The sequence below is a fragment of the Burkholderia sp. Tr-862 genome (genome assembly GCF_011753085.1).
GTDB lineage: Bacteria > Pseudomonadota > Gammaproteobacteria > Burkholderiales > Burkholderiaceae > Burkholderia > Burkholderia ambifaria.
The window spans coordinates 34,618-52,627 of record NZ_VWWG01000009.1; the positions used below are offsets into that span (position 1 = coordinate 34,618).

Sequence of the window (18,010 nt, forward strand, 5' to 3'; positions counted from 1 at the left end):
GGCCCGTTGATTTCACGGCCGCGGCGCCGTTACTCCTCCGCGTCGTGTTCCTTGACGAAGTTGCGCAGATACGCGCGTAGCGCGGCTTCCCGGCTGCGATGATCGGCGAGGTTCGCGGCGCCCATGTCTTCCTCTTCACCGAACATCGTCGGCGGCGCGCAGTAGATGCCGATCTCGATGTCTTCGCGCAGCACGCGGATCTCGTGCGTCAGCGGATGGTACTCGGCAATCCAGTGCATGCCCTCGATGTGCTCGCCGGCTTTCAGCATTGGCTTCACGGCAATCTCCATGCAGTTGCGGCGCAACCGCCGAAGCGGTTGCACGCGCCCGTACCGAAAGGGTACGCCTGCATGAAGTGAAGCTCAACGGGTGCGCTGGTGCGCGCTTACTGCGGCAGCAGATGTGCGATGAGCGGATACAGCGACAGGATCAGCAGCACGGCCATCGTCACGTTGAAGATGCGCAACGCGCGGCGGTTCGACAGGAAGCGGCGCAGGCCGAGGCCGAACGCGGCCCACAGGCAGATGCACGGAAAGCCGATCAGGATGAACACGACGGCCATCCACGCGGCGTTCATCCCGTAGTCGGCGGACAGGCGGATCGTCGTCGCGGCGGTCAGCACCATCATCCACGCCTTCGGATTGACCCACTGGAACGCGGCGGCTTCGAGGAGCGTCATCGGGCGCGGCTTGGCGCCTTGCGCCTTCACTTCGCCGGACGTGCCGATCCGCCATGCGAGGTACAGCAGGTAGGCGACGCTCGCGATTTCGAGGATCGTGTACAGGACCGGAAAGCGGCGGAACGCTTCGCCGAGACCGAAGCCGACGCACAGCATCAGGATCGCGACGCCGATGCTGATGCCGAACAGGTGCGGCATCGTGCGGCGGAAACCGAAGTTGACGCCGGAGGCGAGCAGCATCGTGTTGTTGGGGCCGGGCGTGATCGACGTGACGAGCGCGAACAGCATGCCGGCGGGCAACGCGCTCAGGGTGAGGAATTCCATCGCGGATTCTCCATTCGTGTTCGAGACAGGGATGGAGTCAGTGTAGCGACGGTTTTCGGTACAGTACCGGTACAGTTTTGTTGACGGATGCCGGTACGGGGAGGGGAGGCGTGCTCGGCGCTGGTCGCCCTTATTGTTGTCTCTCAGAAAAGATGTCCGCAGTCTCAATAAGTTGTCTTTGAATAAAAATTCACATCGGTTGCGAAACTTCGGCGTATTTGCAAATTTATTGTGTTTTTCGATATTTTTATTCTGAAATTCAATGAAATTGGAAATCTATCACTTCGTCGAAATGGAAGAGGTGCGTCGAGAGTGATGGAAATGACGAGCGATGGCTATGGACAAGGGGATTATGGGGTGATGAGAGCGGCGTCGTGTGGTTGCTATGCGGTGAGGCGGCCGATGCTTCTAAAATGGCAACGTGCCAGTCTGATGATAGTCAGCTAACCCGCGACAAGGCCTTTGTGAACATTCAACGATGACAACGAAAAAAAGCAGCGAAACGTTCGATCCAAGATTCCGGGTAGCATTCGCCCTCTCTGATTCCTCGCTAGACTCGCTGCTGCCATGGACTGTTCTTATTGTCCCAAGTCAAGAGAAGTACAAAGACTCAGAATTTCGCGTCGACGTAGACATCCATGTAAAGCTTGTGGGGGCTTTAGAGTTGATGTCCATCAGTGGATTCTTTGCTTACGTCACGTCCAATCCAGACGAACGAAGTGACGTTGGGCGTCTCGAGCGGGAGCTGAGAAGCGGAGGAGAAGCCGGTCTCGTAGATGCGGGAAAGTTATCAGGCCGCTTCTATACGATGTTGCCCTCCCTCGCGGACTATCGGCGAGTTGTACGTGTAATTGGGGTCGACACCACGCAGATGCTTTTAATGTCTATCAATGACGTGGTTGCTCTTGGAGAATTGAACCCACGCTCCGATATTCCAAGGCTTGCCTCAGAGAGCAGAGTTTTCCAGCGGTCATTTACGAGAACATCTGAGGCATTTTTTGCATACAAGAATGCCGGTCCTATTTTGAGAGGGTTGGAGTCCGAACGATTTGGAGAAATGTCTAACGACATTGAGGTTAGCTTTCAACTTGACGGGCGGAAGAATCGACATCGACTGGAGTTTCGATTCGAACACAAACACGAGCTTCCAAAACGCATCGCGGTGGTCATAGGTAAGAATGGAGTCGGCAAGAGTCAAGCTCTCGGAAATATTGCGAGAGCTGCATTGAGCGGTGATGCTTCATCGTTGCGAGAAGCAAGCACTCGGGGGCGTGTACTGATGAATCGGCTTCTGGCTTTCGCACCGAGCAGTGAGTCAGCATCAGTCTTTCCCGCAGAGCGCAGGAAGACCGCAAGCGTCTGGTATAAGCGCTTTGCGCTCAACCGGGGCGGGCGGACGCGTCGCGCTAGTGGTGTCGCTGACATAGTGCTTCAAGTCGCTCGTTCGGATGGGTACATAGGGAACTTTCCTCGGTGGAAGATTTTTCTGACGGCCATTCAGGCCATATCCGAATGGGAGCAGATTGTTCTCCTAAAAACCCAAAAGGAGCAGGCGCCAGTTCCCCTGTCGGAACTTAGGGTGGGCGACGTTGATGACGCGGCAGGCGACCTAAGCGTAGCAGCCGAACATCAGAAATTAGGTGATGATTTGCTCGATTTGTACTTGTCGATAGACGGAAACAGAGAGCCAGTCAGGTGCGTTAACGGGCAAAACTACCCATTGAGCAGTGGGGAAATTTCGTTCTTGCGATTTGCGGCGCAAACCAGTCTGTATATCGAGAATGGCTCGCTGTTGTTGCTTGACGAGCCGGAAACGCATCTTCACCCAAATTTCGTAAGTCAGTTTGTCGCGTTGCTCAACTCGGTGCTGACCCAGACCGGATCTGCAGCTGTAATCGCGACACATTCTGCATATTTCGTGCGGGAAGTATTTCGCGAACAGGTGACCGTACTTAGAGCGGACAGTGAAGGATATGTGTTCAGTGAGCCGCTGCGTCTCCAGACTTTCGGTGCGGACGTCGGTTCCATTTCATACTTCGTCTTCGGCGAGGATGGGCCGTCCCAACTGGCATCAGAAGTAGAGAGTCGCTTGCTCGCACGCTATCAGACTTGGGACAAGTTATACGCGGACTACAAAGACCAACTGTCACCTGAGATGCTTGGGTCGTTGCGCATTGCTCTCGAGTCAGGGGGGGCGAGATGAATAAGCTACCGCAACCACAAATTGACGATGCGGGTGCTCTTCAGCGGTTATCGAACAATGCACGTGTGAAGAGCTTTCCGCATTTGCAGGCGATTGCACCTCAAATTACAGCCGGCTACGTACAATATCGCGCGGCACTTGGCGATGCGCACAAAATCGCTAATATTGCACTTCCGGAGGAGGTCAAGGGGTATTTGAAGGCTCACTACGCGAGTCCTCCGGGAGACCTTTCATATATCACCGCTTTACGCCAAGACGATGAGGATCGCATTTGCCCGATGTGCGGTTCGATGCATCGAGGAACGCTGGATCACGTACTTCCGAAGGAGGTTTACACCGCCTTTGCCGTCTTCTCGTTCAATTTGGTTCCGGCGTGCAAATGCAATATCAACCGCGGACAAAGGACTGTTGGTATCGGACCTGGCGAGCGTATCCTGCACCCCTATTTTGATGATTGCCTTGGTGATCGGCTCATCGCGGCGCGATTCGAGGACCTCGGGCGTGTACCGCGCGTGAGCCTGAAAATCCTGATGGACCGTGCGCACCCTCAATACGGCGCGGTGGGATTTCATGTTCAAGAGATTGTTTCCAAGACGGCCATCTTGAAGTATCTCGTTCACAGGTGGGAACATCTTTGCCAGAAGCCGGAGCGGGTGATTCGCGCCCTAACAGAGCCACCTCAAAGCGAAGACGATCTTCAGCGTGTTTTGCTGAAGGACCTCGAGCTGACGGACGAGATTCACGACGGAAAGAACAACTGGGATTCAGTTTTCGTCTGTGGACTCTTGGACAATGACGTCATGCAGTGGCTGTTCGTTCGCCTAACGGCACCGAATCGCCCGGCCGGCGGTTCGCTCGTCTGAAAGAGGATTTGGGGCTCAACGACAGGGGCAGCGGACAGCATTCGACCGATCGCTCTTCGCTCTCCAGACTCTGCGTCGAAGGTGCAGTGTATGTAACCCTGCAGAAGAAATTCGCGTCGAGACTGATCGGAGCACTTATCGGAAGCATGATACAAAAATTGACGTAGTCAGTCGAAGCGCGTGTCACGCTGATGAATTGGCAAGGGCAGCCCTGCGCGGCTCAAGACAGCACCGCTACGCTGGCTCACTTCGAGTTGGCGCGGAATTTCAGCCAAGCGGTACTTGGATTTGTTTCGCGTCGACCAACGTCTCGATCTCCGAGTAGAGGTCAACATTGTGCCCTGACGCAGAGATCGAGATTACGAGGGCGTAGCGTGCCTTATCGGTGATGCGCTTCTGTCCGATGTGTGACTTCCACCAGCCACCTACGGGATAGATGGCGATGGCGTCGTGACCGGCTAGTTCAATTGCTCGCCCGCGCCAAAGATCGCAGTGCAGGGAGCCTGCCTGAATTGCTTTAGGTCCTAGCAGCCAATAGCTCGTTTCGTCATCGCTTTCGGCGCCATCCTTCATTTGGATGGCCGTAATCCGGTTGCGAAAGTGCGTATCTGATTCGCCTCGTTTCTTCATATCGAATCGAAGACCGTAGGAGCGGTATGTGTCAGGGCGCGTGGCTGCTTTACCGGTCAGGTTCGGTTCGATGAAGTACGACAGCGTGACTTTCATCGTGACTACCTCGTTTTCGAGGAGCTCCAACGCTGCAGACGGCCAGGGCAGATCGTAGAAGTGCATCTCGTGGAAAACGCCAGTCTTACCGTCCGCTCCAGTCGTAAAAGGCTGAATTTCGGCTTGGGCGATCAAGGTCGCGTCATTTTGTGCCGAGAGGATAGCGCGTTCGATGTCCGGAACGCCGTAACCGAATTCGCGAAGATGCAGTTGCTTTTCGGCTTTGGTGCCTGTTTTCCAGTGCGCACCGCGGCCGATAAATTTTTTGCGAATGGGTTCCGGCCAACGCGCGGAATCCACAGTAAGTGCCCGATGCGTCTCGGGCCAAAGGTCAGGTCGAGCTGCTTGCAAGCGGCCGGCAAAGTTGCCCGCCATACCTGCGGCGGCACTGGTTGCCCAAAAAGGCACCAGTGGCTCGTTTAGCACGTCAGAACCCGTTGAAAGTAACGATACCGTAGGTGCCCATCCGCAAAATCCGGTGGTATCGGACACCATATTGCCGGCTTCGAAAAGGACCTCGGGCTTGATAGGTGTGAGTTCATCGGGGAGAGAGCGGGAGCCGCGACTGAAGGGGCTGCGATGGTTGGCCGGTACCACTGGCTGCAACACGGGTGGAGGCGACGGCACGTGCTCCTTGCGTGTGAAACCACCGACAGTCAGGGCATTCCAGCTCTGCGAGGGGTCTTCCAGTGGCTGGGATGGAAGAACGTCTGCTGTCATTCCTCCCCAGACATTTCCGGTCGCCACCACAAGTAACCGCTTCGGGCGTCTAGCCGCTGGGCCGTCTTCATTTGCTTCTACCGGCATGGCCCCAGATGCAATCTGATCGATCGCGCCGCTCCACGTCGACGGCCGGTTCGGTGGAAAGTCGGTCGCGGACGTCGCAATGCAGAAGCTTCGTAGGACGTTCGGTCGTTCCGCTTCGACGGCGCTGACTGCACCTTGAGAAACGACACCATAGCTCGGTGGTTTAGTCGGCGGAAACCCGCGAGGTGGAAGCAGCTTCATTGACTCCGTGCCGTGGGTCAGTATCACCGGGCGTGCATCATTCATTAGTGGGTCAAGGTCGCCATACAAGACGAGTCCCGCTAGGGGTGTTCCATGGCCGCCGCCAGGATGGTGATCGTCGATGCCCCAGGCCGCATCGTATGCCCAGGCACCACGGAGGCCTGGCGCAATAAGAGGGTGTGCGGCGGCGATGCCGGTGTCGAGTGTGCAAACCACGGGCGAGTCCTGCCTAGGGGCAGATACTCGCTTCGCTAAATTCTCGGTCCAATCGTGCTGACCAATTCCCGTCGCTTCTCGAGCAAGAAACGGCTCGATGGTCCCAACTGCGCGACGAATTTCCGTTATCGCACCTGGTACTCGTATTGCGAAAGCAGAGAGCGCAGCTGCAGAAGTATGAAAGAAGAGAACCGTTGTGTCCGGGAAAACGAGGCGGTCATCATGTACGTCGATGTGCGCGTTGCGTGCAGCGCTGATCAAGCGATTTGCCATGGTGGCCGACTGGCGGACCCAGATTTCCCACCATGCGATTTCAGTTGCCGAGAGATCCGTGTCGCCTGTGAAGAGCGCGCGGGTTTCGATCGCTTGGACTCGTTCCACAACCTCAAAACGCTCGACATCGGGGCGCCGTTGATTACCGGGATCTTTGCCGTAGTCGGTGATCCGCTTTGCTAGGAAAGTTCGGGCATCGTCGGGAACGAACAGCAAAGCGCTTTCGGTGCGGTTGTCGTTTCGTTGAGAGCGAAGGACGACGATCTCTTGAGAGGGAAACTCCAACGTGGCAGGGACTTTGATCGCCTTGGTGCGGGAGCCGGCGGGCGGTTCGGCCGTGGTAACCTCGACGATCGTCCCCGGCTTCAGTCCCTGAATGGAAAGACGGGGATCTGCTTCGGCCTTTGGAATTTCTCCGAGTGCGACACTAAGCTGGCTCAGCAGCATTGCCGCGTGTGCTGCATAGTCATCGCGGCGCGGCTTGCGTTCTAGGTTGCGCGTTGGAAAGATGTAGTCCGCTCTTTCGCGGAAGGCGTCAATTGCGATATGAGGCCGATTTCTTGCATCGAAGTTGTCGGGAGCCGCCATATGTTCCCACTTTTTCTTTTGCGTTCGATTGAACTGGTCTCAGACCCATGTCTAATGGTCGGACCGGCGTCTAAATTTCCCTTTCAGCGCTTTACGATTCTCAAGCGCTTCGCGAAGTGAGTCGGGCGACACCTTCGAGGCACCTTCGAGAATTGCATGTTTCACTACAGCGTCGGCAGCGCGGACCAACTCGCCTTGGCTGAGGCCCTCAAGCGAGTTTGAAAGCGTAGTCCAAGTTTTAGAGGTCGGCTTGAACTTCCCAAGGCGACGCTCGACGATTTCGCGAGCAGAAGCTGAATCTGGCAACGTGTATTCGATCACTTCATCGAAGCGACGAGCCAGCGCCTCATCCAGTATTTCTACATGATTCGTTGCCGCCAACACAAGGCTGTTGGTGGAATTGGGTTCTTCCATGAATGCCAAAACAGAATTCAGCACGCGGCGGATTTCTCCCACATCATTCGGATCACCCCTGCGCGCTCCGATCGCATCGAATTCGTCCAGCAGATAGACCCCGCGTGTCTGAGCGATCTGGTCGAAAAGCAATCGCAGCTTGCTGGCCGTTTCACCGAAGAAGCGGCTGAACAGAGCTTCAAGACGCACTGTGAAGAGCGGCAAGCGCAGTTCACCCGCCAAGGCTGAGGCAGTCATTGTCTTACCTGTGCCAGGCGGACCGACGAGCAACATGTGAGTCAGCGGTATCTGGCCGTACTCGAGTAAGGTAGCACGCTCCTGTTGCTCGCGGACAACTCGCGTGAGTCGTTTGGCGACATCGCCTGACAGCACCATGCTCGATAAAGTGGTTTTCGGATAGACGCTCTCGACCAGGCCCTGTAGTTCGCCTCTGGGTCGCGCCAAAGGTATCGGTGTTTGGCCACCAGCAGGCTGGCTCGTCCGGCGCTGATCCCGAGCTTTTTGGACGAGGCGCTTGAGCTTATCTGCGTCCTCGGGTCGGCCTTGGCGGGCCTCCTGGGCCGCGATCTGCAATGCGATTGAGAGGACCTGATCTTCGTCCCCATCAATATGCGAACTCAGGAGTGCGAGAACTTGCTTAGTCGACATGTTCCCCTCCGTTCGTCAGTAGCCAAGCTGTAAGTTGCGAGCCGTGAGATCTTGTATAGAGACATTAGCACCGTGCAGTCGGACACTGCGGGCACACAGCCCAAGTTCCGCACATCGCCGTTCGCCGCTATGACTAGCTCTCATTTCCCCATGTAAACAAGACATTATAGCTCGATCTAACATTGACGGCCTCAAATCCCGTACCCGGCCATTTCGTCGGCAAGCATCGACTTCAGGCGTTGGGCGCACGCTATCTGTGTTGGCCGGTCGGCCACACGGTGCCCATTTGCAACTCCTTCGTGCGCACGGATATGTGCGGGTAGACCAAAGCGAGCTGGACCAGGACACTTCAGGCCGAGGCGCGTCCCAAACGCGTGAGGAGCGGTTTCGTAACTTCGCGGCGCGCTCTGTCGAGCATCGTGCGGCATGTGAGTTGATCTTGGAGGCACTAGAGAGGCTTATGTAACAGACGCACATTCGAGAACTCGCCGAGCCTTTGAAGGTGGATGCCACTCTGTGTCGCTCGAAATCGGAGGTCGGCACCATGCTTTCGAGAGAGCGCGAGCGGATCGCGCGGAACAGTGTTGTTGATCGTCTCAACGACTTCCAAAGTAAGGTGGGGTGTTCAGCGCGGCCGTCTTGCGGCGAGTACACGTTATCACCGCACAAATCCTCTTGTCGTGATATGCACCACATACATGGCTAGCCACGCCTCTTCGCGATCCAGCTCGCAGTTGTCCTGAAAGTGTAACTTTCACACAACAGGTGCCTGTTGGCTGCCGACCGCTGCTCATCGGTCGCCGATAACTTGTGCGTCGTTTGAACACCTATAGATCAATTTTTGTCGATTTCTCTGCGTACGCTATTCAGAAGTTTGACGAATGAATTGAGCCTACTCGGGAAAAGTGCGAGTCGGCACTTGTACAAAAAGGGAAATTATTTTCTTCTAATTTTCTGCGTTCCCATAACAAGCCCCACTATTTTTCTATTCACATGAGACTTCTTCTGCCTGCGTTGTTAGGCAGAAAAAGAAAAATTCCCTTGCCGGCCGGCTGGGTCACGACATAAATTGAGAGACAGGAAACGTCCATGTGAGAAGCAATGACCCCGTTCTCGAAGGCACTGGTGAATTACCGAAAGCGCGCCGGCCTCAGTCAGACGAATCTGGCCAAGCAACTCGGGGTCGCGATCCAGTACGTGTGGAAGCTTGAGCGCGGAGTGAAGCCACCGCCGTCAGTCGAGCAAATCGAGCGCATTGCCGCGGCACTGAGCATGGGCGAAGCAGATGTCGCTTCATTGCTCGAGGCGGCCCGGGATTCACAAAAGAAACTGCGACTACCTGACGACCTGCACTCGGATACGTTGCGTCTGATCAATCGCTTGGTGCGAGTGTCGACGCGTCTGAGCGGTGACGAAGTCACCTTGCTTGATGAACTGGTGATGAGGCTCGACCGGTAACGTTCCTCAAAGATGTCTTTTCCCATCAACCTAATGGATTAGGAGTGCTGCCTATTCGACAAAAAAGAAAAAACCAACCCATCGAGGACGGATTGATTTCTTCGACCCGGCCGAGCCGGGGGCACTGGCGATCTGGTAAGTCCCAGTATAGCCCTCCTCTCGTCCGCGTCAAGCCCAACTCGTCTCCTCGTTGCGTGGAAATGACATCCACGCGGCCGGCGCTCGTCCATGTGGACCGGCGCCCCCGACATCCACGCGCCCAAAAAGGGCGCAGGAGACATCACCATGCCTTCCCACGATACCCGCAGTGGCGGGAATTTTAGAGGTTTCACGCCTTCCATCAAAAACGCTTGCTCGATGCCCTGGTACTCGTTGGCCGAAGAGGCGTCGACCCTCCTGCTCGAGTTCAGCCCGGAGGTACTGCGCTTTCGCAGTGCTCAAGATAGAACATTTCTTCTCCGCGAGAGCGGCCAGACTTTTCGATACACGCCCGACTACGAAATTGTGCGTCGCGACGGCTCGACTGTCTTCGTCGAAGCCAAGCCTGCACAGGATTTACAGAAACCTTCGGTGCGGGCCCGCATGGCGCGTGCGAGAGCCGTCCTCGCGCAGCATGGACATGCCCTCTTCATTTGGGATGAACGCACCTACATCTGCGGCACGCGCCACGAGACGCTGCGGCTCTTGCGGCCGTGGCGGGGGCGAATGGCGCCCGAACGGATTCGGGAAGCACAGTGGCTTGTTGAAAAGAAGCGTCCGAAAACCTTCCGAAACCTCGTGCATCTGGCCCGTACGCGCGATGTCGCGTTGACATGGATCGCCAATGGCGCCGCGGGTATCGATCTCGATGTGCCGCTGACCTCCGACGCAGCCATTTACGTCGCTCCTTCGGAGGTGCGTCATGCAAAAATTTTTGATTAAGCGTGGCGTCGAGTTCCGTGAGGGCGAGTACGTCTGGCGTGTCCAGAGTGCGCTGCCCGATGGTCGTATCGAGCTCAGCTCAGACTACGGCTCGCCAATACGCCTGCACGAAACTGAAATCTGGGCACGGCATGGTAATGGCCAATGGTCCGTCAGTATCGAATCGCTGCTCGAGACGGGTGCGTCGCCGATCGTCGTTGCCCGGCGCGATGTTTCAACATTCGAAGAGAAGGATATTGTCGTGATGCGCGCGAGGCTCGTATACCTGAGAGCCGTCGAGGAGGCGAAGTGCTCGCGCGTTCACGAGGTCGAAACCGTCATCAAACGGGTGGCGTGTGAGGTTGGCGCATCGATGCCGCCGGACTATCGGACGTTCTGTCGCTGGCGCAAGCGCTACCGACATTCACGTGATGTGATGGACGTGGTGCCTCGCCATGAAAACAAGGGGCGACGCGAGATCATTGACGGTCCACTGCTCACGCTGGTGGAAGATGTCATCGAGACGCACTACCTCAATGACCAGAAACTCAACGTCGCGAGATTGTACGATCGTGTAGAGGAGGCCATTGACGTTCATAACGAACGTGATCCGGAAAATCCGCTTCCAATAATTAGTAAGGCGACGCTTTATCGCCATGTCGAGAAACTGAATGGCTATCTCGTCACCGCGGCCCGGGAGGGCCGCACCGAAGCACTGAAGCGGTATCGGCCGGTGTTTCGCCGGCTCAAAACAAAGCGACTCAACGAACGGTGGGAGATTGACCACACGCCGGTGAACTTGATGTGTGTCTGTGAGCGCACCCGTATGGTCATTGTCCGTCCGGTTCTGACGCTCATCATTGACGCGCACACCCGCATGGTGATGGGCTTTCATATTGGGGCGCGCTCGCCTGGCCAGGAGGAAGTCGGATGGGCAATGAGAATGGCCATGCTCAGCAAGCGCGATTTGTTGAATCGATTGGGTCTGGGGCACCTTGAATGGCTGGCGCGAGGTGTGGCAGAGATGGTCGTCGGGGACAACGCGTGGGAATTCCACGGGTCCGCCATGCGAGCAGGCTGTGACGAGTTGGGGATTTCACTCGTGTACTGCCCGAGGCGTGCGCCATGGTTCAAAGGCCGCATCGAACGGTTCATGCGCACGATAGCGGAACAGCTCTTTCACTTGATTCCCGGGACGACCCGATCGAACACCAAGGACCGTGGAGACTACCCGTCCGAGAAGCTTGCGTGCGTCTCTCTCGAAGAGCTGACGGTGTTTGTCGTGCGCTGGATTGTGGAGTGTTACCAGCACGCGCCACATCGCGGCCTGAAGCGCAAGACGCCAGCCCAGGTCTGGCAGGAGAGTGCACGGCTGACACCCATCTATATGCCGGCCGATCCGGATCAGCTATCTATCGCGTTTTCGGACACCATCATGCGCCCGATTACAAACAGTGGCGTGACGTTTGATCACCTTTCATACAACTCCAGTGCACTGCAGTTGCTCCGTCACAGCATCCCCGACGATGAAAAAGTCAGGGTTCGGTATTTCAATGATCAGACCGGCTTTGTCTACGTCTATGACCTACGCCAGAAGGAATACCTTCGCGTTGATTGTACCGATCCGGATTACACGAAGGATTTGACCAGATGGATGCACAACGAAGTCACTGGCGCCATGCGAGACAGTAGCATCGACGTCAACCCTGTCTCGCTTCGGAAAGCACGTATTCGTCTCGCGGACGACATTGCCAAGGCGGAGCTTGATCAGAAACTCAAGAAGCGTAAATGGGTTGCGCAGATCAAGGGGAAGTCGAGCAAGGATCTTTTGTTGGGAGCCGCTGGCGGGAACGCCGTGGACGATTCCACCCAGTTCGATCAAGTGGATCCAACGGTCGTCAGATTCGATAGTGTTCCTGAATTTTCAGTTACGAAGCGTATCGAACGGTGAGGAGATAATCATGAAACGATTTAATGTCCGCAAAAGCATCGTCGAACATCCCGATTTCGTTGCTGCGCTCAAGAGCATCGAGGACGTCCACCAGTGGCTGCGGGAATCCGGCGAGGCCGGTTGCCTGGCAACGATCGGAGAGTCTGGCGCCGGAAAATCGACCGTGCTCGAATGCTATCGCGCCAAGTTCCCCGTGCGCGAAGAGCTGCTGCGTCGGCATGCGCCGGTTTTGTACGTCATCGTGCCTGCTGTGCCAACCGTTCGGTCTCTTGCAGAAGCGATCTTGATTGCCTTGGGCGAGATTCCGCAAGCCGGTCAGTCGAGTGCGCGCCTCACGGAACAGATTGTCAAGCTGGTACACGGTTGTGGTGTCGAGATCATCATGCTCGACGAGTTTCAGCACTTTGTCGAGGGCGATCGTCGTTCGCTGAGACAGGTCGCGAACTGGTTGAAGGTGCTGCTGGACCGGCTCCCCGCCGCTGTTGTGCTCGCCGGGCTCCCGTCGCTGCTGGGTGTGCTGCGGGTCAACGGACAGTTGAGACGCCGTTTCTCGCGCGTGACGGAGATTCGTCGGTTCGATGTGAACACCCAGGAGGGTGCTCACACGTTTAATGGTGTGATGCAGGCGCTTGCCAAGGATATGCCCCTGCCGATGACGGACATTGCTGACAAGCGTGTTGCGATGAAGCTGTACTACGCGACTGCAGGCTTGGTGGATTACATGTGCAAGCTGTTGAACGGCGCCTACCAGATCGCCGAACGACGCGGTGCGAAAGCCGTCGCACTACATGATTTCGCCGCAGCGTTCCGCGTTCATATCTGGAAGGATGCGCCCCCGTCGCGCAATCCCTTCGATGCGAAGTTCAATGGTGTGCCGCTCGACCAACCGGGTGAGCCGTTTGCGGGAGACGTGCAATGACGATGCCTCTTCTTCTCAGCGTCGCGCCGCATCGTGGAGAGGCGCTCTCGTCGCTGCTACATCGAGTTGCGGAGGTTAACGGGCTGAGTGGCCCAGGAATGGTACTGCGCCGCGCGGGCATGGTGGCCGCGCGCCCGCGCTTCGTCTCGGAGGTCGATGCGCTTGCCCATGTTTGCCGGCTTTCCCCGAAACTGGTCCGGGCGATGACACCGCTGAGCGTAGGCGCGATGGACTGTAACGGGGTGAAGCACGCGAAGCTCAGCTTGTACGGTCACTGGGTTGAACCCGATGCAATCCTTGTCGGCGCCAACGAGCGCATATGCCCAGTGTGTATCGCTGAGCACCAACATGTGCTGGGCGTGAATGCTTACGTGTTCGCGACGTGCTGCGCTGTCCACGGCGTCCAACTACTCGATCGCTGTCCGAGCTGTCGACGTGATGTGTCGTCCATGCGGCCGGGCCTGGCGCGTTGTCAGTGTGGGACGGATCTCGGGTCGGCCGCGTGTCAACCCGCGAAGCCGGACGACCTGATGATCACTCGGCTCATCGATCGACGCTGGCGTATGAGCTTTGAGCATGATGTGCGGGATTGTCCGCCAGGCGTCCCTCCCGATTTCGCTGCGCTTGACCTTGGGGAGTTGCTGCGTGTGCTTTCGTTTCTGTACCGCGTCAGTGGTGCAACGAGTGGGTCGACAGACAAGGGGCTGCGCTCGAAGGCCATTTCCGAACTGACGCCACGCATGCAAAAAATCGGACGGATCATGTTGGACTGGCCTCGGGGATTCGCGGAACTGGTCAACTCGGAACGGCAATACCGACCTCGGTCGGGTTCGATCCTGAGCTCGGTCCGAAGCGTTGAGCACATTTCCTTGCGTTTGTTCACGGAGGTGCCGGAGCCACCGTTCGCATTCCTTCATCGCGCATTGGTCGACGCAATAGGCAGTCCGGTGGTGCAGGCCGTGTGACGCAGTGTTCTCAATGAACCGTGGCGATCCGATTCGAATCGGATCGCCACGGGTCCCGGCGTAGGACCTCGAATCTGGATGAGGTGAACATCATGAAAACGTGTCGTTGCGGCACATGGCGATCCGAATGTATGGTCGAGCACGTGCCTGAACCGGTTTGGAACAGGCTTGTGAATCTTGTGCAGAAAATGGTCAACGAGTCAGGCATGGTCAACGAGTCAGGCGAGCCTGAGGGATTTGATGCGAAAAAGTGGTTGTGTACGTGGTTACACGAAGAGGTCCCGTCACTCGGGTGGAAGAAGCCGGTCACGTACCTCGATACCGCCGACGGAGAGGAACTGGTGATCCAGACGCTGCTGAGCATGCAGACAGGCGCCTACCGCTAGGAACGAGCACTGCATCGATCTGGAGTTCGATATGGAAAATCGAAGTTGGATGTCGTGTTCCGTCAGACCGACGAATGCGATGTTACGGCTACCGCTTGCGCTTCGCGTCGAACCCTATCCTGACGAGTCGTTGTCGTCGGTGCTCATGCGCCTAGTGGATGCCAACGGTCTGAGAAGCGTTGGGGCGTTGCTGCGCGACGCCGGTTGCGTCTCGTTCGGTCCGTTAGTTTCCGCTGAGATTGCGGAATTGTCTCGTGTTTGCCGGATCGGGCAATCGACCATGGGATCGATGTGTCCGGTCGAAGTCGGTGGGCGAGCACGAGGGGCTGCCTTCAGTTACGCGGTGGGGCATCGCGTGATTGAGGCACGGCACTTGCTTGTTCGAGAGCGCGAGCGGATTTGTCCGCTCTGCCTTCTAGACAGCGGCATCATGCTTGCAGCACATCGGCTTACCTGGATGACGGCATGTCCCGTGCATGCTGTCCAATTGCTTGATGTCTGTCCGCAGTGCGAGAAACCGATCATGATGACGCGCCCCAATATGGCGCGATGCCGATGTGGTTTCGATTTTTCTCGCATTGAACCCGCGGCATCTGCACTAGAGGAAACTGAGAACGCGGGCTATCTGGACCAGTGCTGGCGCATGCCGCCAACGACAGGATCCGAACTTTCCGAACGACTGACGGCAGTTGAGAAGCGAGTGGCCCGGCAACATCCCCTTCTAACAAAAAGGGGCAATGACTTGGTCGACCGGCGGGGAGTTCCGTTGCATCAGCTACGGAACGCATTGGGCTTCAACTGATTCGCGTGGAGGCTGAACTTATTGCGGCAGTCGATCGGTATCCGAGACGCGAACATCGTGACGCGATTGCCAAGGATGACCGAGATGAGCTGTATCGACGTCTCCCTCACTTAGTCCCGAAGATCCAAAGGTTTGATGCTTCGCGGCTCACTGCCATTCGATACTGTAACGATGCACACAGTGCACGCCTTTCGTCCTTTCCTGCTTCCGTACAGGGTAGTCATAGATGACGCGCATGACGTGGTTTTCTACGCAGTAAAGCGCTGCGCCGATCGCGGTAGGTTTCGTGCCGAACGGAGCAACGGCTAGCCGACTACACCCCGATCCTTGGAGCCCGGATTGCACTTTCGCGAGTAGTTGATATGCACCCAATGGATCATTTGCACCGCTGAAGCTCACGCGAGGACTAGAGTGCGTAAGTAGGTCGTATTCGCCATGAGCGAATGTAGATCCCAGGTGCTCCGGAACGGTGGTACACCGAACACGACGGTCACGGTCTTGTAGAAATTTCTATCGTCATCTTGAAGCACGCGTAGTGCCCGCGTGACCTTACCCCTTCGAGTACACCATTCGTAAGTTAGTGGGCTCGCCGGTTTTCGGTTGATGCAATTGCCGGAATTGGTCCGGCGCCAGCCTTCGTCGGCGCCATTGGGTGTCGGCATTACCACGCGCAAATGACTCGGACGCTTCTTTCGCCGTTTTAGGCGAAGCTGCTTGAGCTGCCGCACCTGGTCCGTCTGCAAACCGGCATATACCTTCTTCCAGCGATAGAAGGTTTGCTCCGAAATGCCCACGTGACGAATCAGTTCCGCTACCGGCATGCCTGCTTCGGCCTGTTTCAACACCGCCACAATCTGCTCGACACTGAAGCGCTTGCGTTTCATCGTACGGCTCCTTTCATACTGAAAAAGTCCGCCGAAAACTCGTTTACATCATGGCACTGTTTGCTGGGGGCCGCTCACTGGTGAAATGAAAGTATGTTATCGGTACGGTTGCTCTGCGTGGCTCGGTAAAAACACCTGCCTCCACCGCCCTATCGGAAATTCTGTTTTTGTACTAATTTTCATGGCACGGTATCCGGGCCTCTGGGCGCCGGATTAAGTGGGCGAGACGGATCATATATGCACGATGCCAAAAGATTGCAAATTTGGTAGTCGAGCCCCGTCCTGTTAATGAACAAGAATGGCTACGCCGCCTGAGGCGTGAACGCTCATGGTAGAGCGAGGGGACTACGATGACGAACTCCGTTGTCGTCGGGGCGGGGGCCCGCACGCGTCGAGGCAGCCTTCTTATGCGCTGTCAACGTCAGCGACGTTCTCGAAGCCAACAGCTTGCTGTACGGCGAGAAAACCGACGCGTTTGGCGATGCGGGCTATCAAGGCGTGCACAAACGCCCGGACGCCCGGGCCGGCGTGAACTGGCACGTGGCGACGAAGCCGGGGCGTCGCCGTCTCCTGCCGCTGCAGCTTGCCTAGCGGCGAGTCCTGGAAATTGGCACCCGCTCGGTAAGCATATCAATGAGCATTGATTACGCCGGATCCTTCGCTTGTGGCAATGTTGTTGCGTGGCTCATTGTGTTCATCTGGTTCCCTCGGTCTAAGAGAACCACCCAGGCCCGCATTTGCCATCTGTCGCTGTCGGTTGTCAGCACGATTGCCGTGCTGACAACGTGTTGGAGCTTCGCAGGCTTAAAGGGCTCATTAATTGCCGCGCTAGGCCTTGTAGTGGGTGCATCGATCTCGTTCAGGCTTAGGCAGGACATCAATCGAACGTATCGAGAGGAGATCAGAGAATGCAAGTGAATATGGCTATGGCGGGTGCCTTTGCGTTTGGCTTGATTATTGGTTGGTATGTCTACTACGTGAATCGCTATAGAAAGGGCGATGTTGCGTTCAGTGATCTGACTACCTTAATCGGCATCATTGGCGGCGGGACAATCCTCACCCTGTTCAAAGGTGAAGGATCTTCTCCAGATTTGTTCGGCTGGTATGGCGTTGGCCTCGCTACTGGGTTCTTCGGCTACTTTCTCGTGCTGGTCGGTTTGGTTAAAAAGTCGACCAACTTTGATGCCGACTGGTTTCTTGACGGTAGACGAAAGAACCCTGCTGACGGATTCGGGTATGGGACAGATGCCAAGCCCACCATCACACCAATGTTCCGCACGACCTCCACGAGCGCGGTGTCACCGACATCGAGCACTGGCACGGTTCAAAACTTCTACCTCGCACCCGAGGGGACAAAAGCTTCAGCAACAGTTGAGCCACTTGTTGAATGGGATCTCCTGCCTAACGTCAGACCACGCAACGAGCGTGTCGCTGAGGCCAAGCGGTTGCTCGCCGAAGGAAAGGTTTACCCGAGAGGGTGTAGCGAGTTCGTGAGCGCCGTCCTTGGCGTACCTTACGAAGTAGCCAACGACCTTATGGGTGCGGCTCCGACCTCAGTCGGATCTCGGCCGCCCTATCCATCGCTTGCCCCCGGAGACATTGCCGGCTGGACCAATTCGGCTGGCATGGGGCACGTCACCGTGTACATCGGCGAGTCTGATACGGTCGCATTCATTGATGTTCGAGAACCTGGGGCACGGCCTAGGTCGAAGAACGGCTTCTATGACCGTGAGCTCTTCAAGAGTTCGCGGTTCTAAGTTCGCTTTCTTCAGATGCCGCGTACCCGCACCGGATCGCCCGATT

Annotated in this window: 13 protein-coding genes and 2 pseudogenes; 10 read left to right on the forward strand and 5 right to left on the reverse strand. The window is 56.6% G+C overall.

The genetic code is table 11. From position 1 onward, the window contains the following. Window positions 1-29: 29 nt before the first annotated feature. Window positions 30-278, reverse strand: a complete 249-nt coding sequence (locus tag F3J14_RS05315; RefSeq protein WP_006749284.1) for a hypothetical protein — start codon at window positions 276-278, stop codon at window positions 30-32. A gap of 107 nt (window positions 279-385) precedes the next feature. Further along, a complete protein-coding gene (locus tag F3J14_RS05320; protein WP_166722106.1) occupies window positions 386-1,003 on the reverse strand; it encodes a LysE family translocator in 618 nt (205 codons plus the stop codon). A gap of 478 nt (window positions 1,004-1,481) precedes the next feature. Here F3J14_RS05320 and F3J14_RS05325 point away from each other — a divergent pair, with 478 nt between their 5' ends. Together F3J14_RS05325 and F3J14_RS05330 are read left to right on the forward strand one after the other, a co-directional pair. After that, complete coding sequence (locus tag F3J14_RS05325) at window positions 1,482-3,206, forward strand: AAA family ATPase (protein WP_166722107.1); 1,725 nt, start codon at window positions 1,482-1,484, stop codon at window positions 3,204-3,206. After that, complete coding sequence (locus tag F3J14_RS05330) at window positions 3,203-4,069, forward strand: hypothetical protein (RefSeq protein ID WP_166722108.1); 867 nt, start codon at window positions 3,203-3,205, stop codon at window positions 4,067-4,069. Before F3J14_RS05325 ends, F3J14_RS05330 begins: the two co-directional genes overlap by 4 nt. 267 nt (window positions 4,070-4,336) lie before the next feature. Here the strand turns inward: F3J14_RS05330 and F3J14_RS05335 are convergent, their stop codons facing one another. Continuing rightward, the gene (locus tag F3J14_RS05335; RefSeq protein WP_166722109.1) at window positions 4,337-6,880 is read right to left on the reverse strand and encodes a S8 family peptidase; all 2,544 of its coding nucleotides are present in this window, start codon (window positions 6,878-6,880) and stop codon (window positions 4,337-4,339) included. 51 nt (window positions 6,881-6,931) lie between these two features. Continuing rightward, window positions 6,932-7,942: an ATP-binding protein gene (locus F3J14_RS05340; protein WP_081087900.1), complete on the reverse strand. Its 1,011-nt coding sequence runs from the start codon at window positions 7,940-7,942 to the stop codon at window positions 6,932-6,934. Window positions 7,943-9,043: 1,101 nt separating this feature from the next. Here F3J14_RS05340 and F3J14_RS05345 point away from each other — a divergent pair. The 6 genes from F3J14_RS05345 to F3J14_RS05370 all read left to right on the forward strand — a co-directional run bounded on the left by F3J14_RS05345 (window position 9,044) and on the right by F3J14_RS05370 (window position 14,521). Continuing rightward, entirely contained in the window at window positions 9,044-9,400 is a 357-nt protein-coding gene (locus tag F3J14_RS05345; RefSeq protein WP_166722110.1) for a helix-turn-helix transcriptional regulator, read from the forward strand. 228 nt (window positions 9,401-9,628) lie between these two features. Further along, window positions 9,629-10,321: a hypothetical protein gene (locus F3J14_RS35550; RefSeq protein WP_247682133.1), complete on the forward strand. Its 693-nt coding sequence runs from the start codon at window positions 9,629-9,631 to the stop codon at window positions 10,319-10,321. Continuing rightward, window positions 10,302-12,251 carry a Mu transposase C-terminal domain-containing protein gene (locus F3J14_RS05355; RefSeq protein WP_166722111.1) on the forward strand — a complete coding sequence of 650 codons (1,950 nt, stop codon included), beginning with the start codon at window positions 10,302-10,304 and terminating at the stop codon, window positions 12,249-12,251. The genes F3J14_RS35550 and F3J14_RS05355 overlap by 20 nt, the downstream gene beginning before the upstream one ends. A gap of 10 nt (window positions 12,252-12,261) precedes the next feature. Further along, window positions 12,262-13,170, forward strand: coding sequence for a TniB family NTP-binding protein (locus F3J14_RS05360; protein WP_166722112.1), 909 nt, complete (start codon window positions 12,262-12,264; stop codon window positions 13,168-13,170). Then, complete coding sequence (locus F3J14_RS05365) at window positions 13,167-14,135, forward strand: TniQ family protein (protein WP_166722113.1); 969 nt, start codon at window positions 13,167-13,169, stop codon at window positions 14,133-14,135. The genes F3J14_RS05360 and F3J14_RS05365 overlap by 4 nt, the downstream gene beginning before the upstream one ends. Before the next feature lie 131 nt (window positions 14,136-14,266). Beyond that, window positions 14,267-14,521 (forward strand): antitoxin Xre/MbcA/ParS toxin-binding domain-containing protein, encoded by a 255-nt coding sequence (locus F3J14_RS05370; protein ID WP_166722114.1) that lies wholly within the window; start codon window positions 14,267-14,269, stop codon window positions 14,519-14,521. A 1,506-nt stretch (window positions 14,522-16,027) separates the two neighbouring features. Here the strand turns inward: F3J14_RS05370 and F3J14_RS36160 are convergent. Further along, window positions 16,028-16,207: pseudogene (locus F3J14_RS36160) on the reverse strand (transposase); the annotation flags it as partial. Between the two features lie 411 nt (window positions 16,208-16,618). Here F3J14_RS36160 and F3J14_RS35400 point away from each other — a divergent pair. Together F3J14_RS35400 and F3J14_RS05385 are read left to right on the forward strand one after the other, a co-directional pair. Further along, window positions 16,619-16,780 (forward strand): annotated as a pseudogene (locus F3J14_RS35400) (IS5/IS1182 family transposase); the annotation flags it as partial. A gap of 335 nt (window positions 16,781-17,115) precedes the next feature. After that, window positions 17,116-17,964, forward strand: a complete 849-nt coding sequence (locus tag F3J14_RS05385) for a hypothetical protein (RefSeq protein WP_166722116.1) — start codon at window positions 17,116-17,118, stop codon at window positions 17,962-17,964. The last annotated feature ends 46 nt before the right edge of the window (window positions 17,965-18,010 follow it).